Here is a 4,422-nt window from a genome sequence, read left to right on the forward strand (position 1 = left end):
CCACAGCCCTGCTGTTCACCGACGAGATGTACTGGCTGCCCGCAGGGCGCCTCGAGGACACCGTCCGCAAGGGCAGCACGGTCTTCAACGACATCTTCGGCGGGCCCATCTTCGACCACGTCGACGGCGACGGCGAACCGGGACAGGTCTTCACCGACGCGATGGCCACACTGTCCACGATGGAACAGGGCGCGATCGCCGACGCGTACGACTTCCCGGAGACGGGCACGGTCGTCGACATCGCCGGCGGTCTGGGCGGCTTCCTGCGCACCGTGCTCACCAAGAACCCCGGGCTGCACGGCGTGCTGCTCGAGCGAGAGACGGTCCTGCGGCGGCACCGGCTTGACGATCCGGCGATCGAGGGCCGCTGGGAAGCGGTCCAAGGTGACTTCTTCGAGGCCGTGCCGCCGGGCGCGGACTTCTACGTCCTCAAGCGCATCGTGCACGACAAGAGCGAGGCCGACAATCTGCGCATCCTGCGGGCGGTCCGCAAGGCCATGAGCGAACGGTCCCGCCTCCTGGTCATCGACGCCGTCGCTCCGCTGGAGAGCGTCCCGCCATCCGTCACCCTCTCCGACCTGCTGATGCTGACCGTCTTCGACGGCAAGGAGCGCACCGAGGCGGAGTTCGCGGAACTCCTCGCCGCCGCCGGCCTCACATTGCTGCGGGTCATCCCCACACCGGGGTCTTTGTCAATCATCGAAGTGACGGCCGCCACCTGAGCGTACCGTCCAGTACATCGGCCTCGGTTCACTCGACCGGCGCCACCATCGAGTTGGTCCCAGCACACCTTCGGAGGCACCATGGCAGCCCAGCACGAGATCACCGTCGAACGCGGACACGTCGAACCGGTCTATGCCCACTTCGACGACCTCGACACGATGGGCTTTGTGCACAACTCGCGGTACGCGGTGATGCTGGAGCGGGCCCTGACGACCTTCTGGGCGCGGAACGGATTCACCTTCACCGACGGTGAGTACAGCCACCCCGACGTCTTCCTGGCCGTCGCCGAGTTCTCCATCCGTTACCGGGCCCCGATCCGGGGCATCGGTGAGGTCGCCGTGCACTTCTGGATCGAGGAACTCGCCGACTCCCGCGCCGTGTACACGTACCGCGTGCTGTCCCTCGACGGCGGCACTGTGCACGCCGAGGGCCGCCGGGTGCACATCCGTATCGACCAGACCACGCTGCGCCCGACCCCCTGGACACCCGCATTCCACACCGTGGCGAAAACTCTGCTGTAACACCGGAAATGGCGCGCGTATGGAGGCGGCATTGCTCGACGACTCCGTGGATCAGCTGGACCAGCGAAGCCCGGACGCGCTCAGCGAACCGGTCACGCGGGTCGGCTGGCGGTTCATCGGCGGTATCGCTTCCACCAGTCTCGGTCTGTGGATCGCCGTCTACACGCCGCTCCAGGTCCTGCTCGCCGACCAGCTGGAGGCGATCGATCCGGACCACAAGGAGTCCGCGCTCGGTCTGGTCACCGGCCTCGGCGCACTGGTCGCGCTGGTCGCCAACCCGGTCGCGGGCGCGCTGTCCGACCGCACCACCTCCTGCTTCGGCCGGCGTCGCCCGTGGCTGGCGGGCGGCGCGCTGCTCGCCGCGCTGGGCCTGGCCGTCCTCGCCGCGCAGCGGAGCGTGGCCGGCGTCGCCTTCGGCTGGTGCCTGGTGCAACTGGCGCTGAGCGCGATGCTCGCGAGTCTCGTCGCCGAGGTGCCCGACCACGTCCCGGTCGCGCAGCGCGCCCTCGTCAGCGCCTGGGTTGGCGCCACCCAGCCGCTCGCCGTGCTGGTCGGCGCGGTCCTGGTCACGGTGGTCGTCAGCGGAACCGGCAGCGGGTACGCGCTCCTCGCGGCCGCCGTCGTCTTGTTCCCGCTGCCGTTCCTCGTCGGCACGAAGGACGCCCGGCTGCCTCGCTCCGCCGTGCCCGCCCTGACCCGGCATACCTTCCTAGCCGCCTTCTGGATCAGCCCGCGCCGGCACAGGGACTTCGCCCTTGCCTGGCTCACCCGGTTTCTCGTACAGCTTGGCAACGCCACAGGCACGCTGTACCTCCTGTACTTCCTTCGCGACAAGATCCGCTACGAGGAGCGTTTCCCCGGCCGCGAGGCCGAGGAAGGCCTCCTCATTCTCGTCACGCTCTACACCGTTGGCATCGTGCTGACCGCGTTCGTCGGGGCAGTGATCTCCGACCGACTGGGCCGCCGTAAGGCACTCGTCACCGCGGCGGGCGTGGTGATCGCCCTCGGCGCGGCGCTCCTGGCAATACAGCCGACCTGGCCGACCGCCCTGGTCTCCGCGAGCCTGTTCGGCCTCGGCTACGGCGTCTATGTCTCCGTCGACCAGGCCCTGATCACCCAAGTGCTGCCGCACGCCGGTGACCGGGGAAAGGATCTCGGTGTAATCAATATCGCCAATTCCCTTCCGCATGTACTGGCTCCGGCCGTCGCTACTGTGCTCGTGACCAGTCTCGGCGGCTACCCCGCGCTGTTCGCGGTCACCGCGGGGCTCACTTTGCTCGGCGCCGTCGTTGTACAGCGGATCCGCACCGTCCCTTGATTGAGGAGCCTCGAACTCCCCGGACGGAGACCAAATGCATGCGGCATCAATGTGGGGCAGCTCACCCGGCGTGCCTGCAAGGACGACGCCGTGCTGAAACCTGGAGCCGCGAATCGGCGACTTTATAGTCCCCGGCATCCCCGGTGTGCACCCGCGGGACGATCCCAGTGAGCCAGAGACCAGTTGCCGTAGACCTGTCCGATGGGCATGGAGCGCGGAATTGCGCAGCAGTGAGAGGATGCGGGCGGCGTGATCAGCTGGCACGGTTTTTCCGCAGATGTGTCGAGCAGGTCACAACCAATGCGTTTCCGCAGTTCACGGTGGGTGTGACACGACCAGCCCTTCTCGGCGGCTCCTGCCGGGGGCGCTCCCGCTACTGTCTGTGTTTCCCCAGGTCGGATGCGGCATCCGGCCTACCTGTGCCCCCCACCGGTGGTACCGGCCGATCGATGAGGGGCCTGCCGCGCCGTTCCGTTCTCCTCGCCGTCGCCGCAGGTGGCCGGCCATGCCGCAGCCACGTTCGTGCGCTGGAGCCGCCGCAGATTCGAGTCATAGGGGGTGAACTCCAGCAAGCACCCCTCACGTTCGGTGACCACGGCCCGGTCAGAATGCCCGGCGCGCAGCACAGAGATGCACCGGTCAAGCGTCGTGCTCTGGCGGAGGCTCTGCCGCAGTCGTGTGCCCGGTGTCGGGCCCCGCGTCGGCTGCCCGACGCTGCTCGGCGATCCAGACCAGCACGTCCCGGATCACTGCGGCCTGCTGCCGGGCCAGTGCCTCGCCCTCGGGCCCGTCCAGTACACGGATCTCGAAGCGGAAGTTCAGGGGACGCCGCCGGCCTACCGGTCGCCTCGGAACCACGCACCCGCCGACGTTGTCATCGCCGTCCATAACGGCAGGTTGCCGCAGTTCGCTCCGCCGCGGCGATGTGAGGCCGCGAACGACTCCTAGAAGCCCTGGCGCGACCGAGTGCGCTCGAGGCCTGCCCCGAACTGTGCCACGCAGTTTCCGAGTTCGGCCTCGCACACCGCTGCCCCGGTACCAACCTTGAGCAGTACCTAATCATCGACGGCGCGGATCCTCCCCGAGACTCTGTCCGGGGGCACTCCAAGCGCTTGGTTCCGGCGTCGGCGAACTGCTCCGCCGCCTTCACCGGGATCGGGAGCTCGATCTCGTCCAGCGACGCCGCGACCGGAGGCAGGGGCAGTTCCAGATCCTCGCGCAGGCGGCGCAGCGCGGCATGGGCCGGTCGCGTCCCTTCGTGTTTTCGGCTCTCGCTACTCGTCGATCCCGCCGACCGCGTCGATCTCCTCCGCAGTCAGCCCAGTCAGCAGCATCACGTCCGACTTCAGCGACCCGTCCAGCACCTGCAGCGCCTCAACCATGCCGGCATGCAGATCCTTCCGCCGCTGCTCCAGGTAAACCCGCACCGCCTTCGCGACAAGGTCCTTCTTCGTCAACTCCAGGAAGTGGGCACCCCTGGCTGATCAGCTTGTCGGTCTGGGTGCCGTCGAGTGGCTTGTTCGGCGATGTCCTACGTCCGGCCGGGCCTCATCCTTCCCTCGCAGAACCGTCTACAGGTCGTCGGGCAGGAGCCGGAACGCGGGATGTCCGGTCAGCGGGCGAATGGCGCGGAAGTCCCGTCTGTCGAGGGTGAGCACGGTATCCGTCTCGTACTCCTCGGCGAGGACGACGTTCACCGAGTCCGCGAGGTCCAGACGCAGCTCCGCATACCGATCCTGGACCGTACGCGCCGTGCGCAGCGCGGCGGCGGGCACCTCCGGGACCAGGACGCGCATGGACCGCTCCTGCTGCAGCAGCCAGTCTTGCACGGCGTGCGCGGTCTTGCGGTCGATGTTACGG

The 4,422-nt window shown here is 68.2% G+C and carries 6 protein-coding genes; 3 read left to right on the plus strand and 3 right to left on the minus strand.

All coding sequences use genetic code 11. The annotated features are described in order from the left end of the window. The 3 genes from ACTWQJ_RS46995 to ACTWQJ_RS47005 all read left to right on the plus strand — a co-directional run. The coding region (locus tag ACTWQJ_RS46995; RefSeq protein WP_443312504.1) for a methyltransferase at positions 1 to 722 on the plus strand (722 nt) is incomplete at its 5' end. Positions 723 to 803: 81 nt separating this feature from the next. Further along, a complete protein-coding gene (locus tag ACTWQJ_RS47000; protein WP_443312505.1) occupies positions 804 to 1,244 on the plus strand; it encodes an acyl-CoA thioesterase in 441 nt (146 codons plus the stop codon). A gap of 19 nt (positions 1,245 to 1,263) precedes the next feature. Next, a complete protein-coding gene (locus tag ACTWQJ_RS47005) occupies positions 1,264 to 2,562 on the plus strand; it encodes an MFS transporter (protein WP_443312506.1) in 1,299 nt (432 codons plus the stop codon). Positions 2,563 to 3,201: 639 nt separating this feature from the next. On the opposite strand, the gene ACTWQJ_RS47010 is transcribed toward ACTWQJ_RS47005, so the two are convergent. The 3 genes from ACTWQJ_RS47010 to ACTWQJ_RS47020 all read right to left on the minus strand — a co-directional run. Beyond that, positions 3,202 to 3,450: a hypothetical protein gene (locus tag ACTWQJ_RS47010; protein WP_443312507.1), complete on the minus strand. Its 249-nt coding sequence runs from the start codon at positions 3,448 to 3,450 to the stop codon at positions 3,202 to 3,204. A gap of 386 nt (positions 3,451 to 3,836) precedes the next feature. After that, the gene (locus ACTWQJ_RS47015) at positions 3,837 to 4,019 is read right to left on the minus strand and encodes a hypothetical protein (RefSeq protein WP_443312508.1); all 183 of its coding nucleotides are present in this window, start codon (positions 4,017 to 4,019) and stop codon (positions 3,837 to 3,839) included. A 114-nt stretch (positions 4,020 to 4,133) separates the two neighbouring features. Further along, a partial coding sequence (locus tag ACTWQJ_RS47020) for a VapC toxin family PIN domain ribonuclease (protein WP_443312509.1) occupies positions 4,134 to 4,422 on the minus strand: 289 nt, incomplete at its 5' end.

It is taken from the genome of Streptomyces sp. KR55 (assembly GCF_052245645.1).
Classification (GTDB): Bacteria; Actinomycetota; Actinomycetes; order Streptomycetales; family Streptomycetaceae; genus Streptomyces; species Streptomyces flavusporus.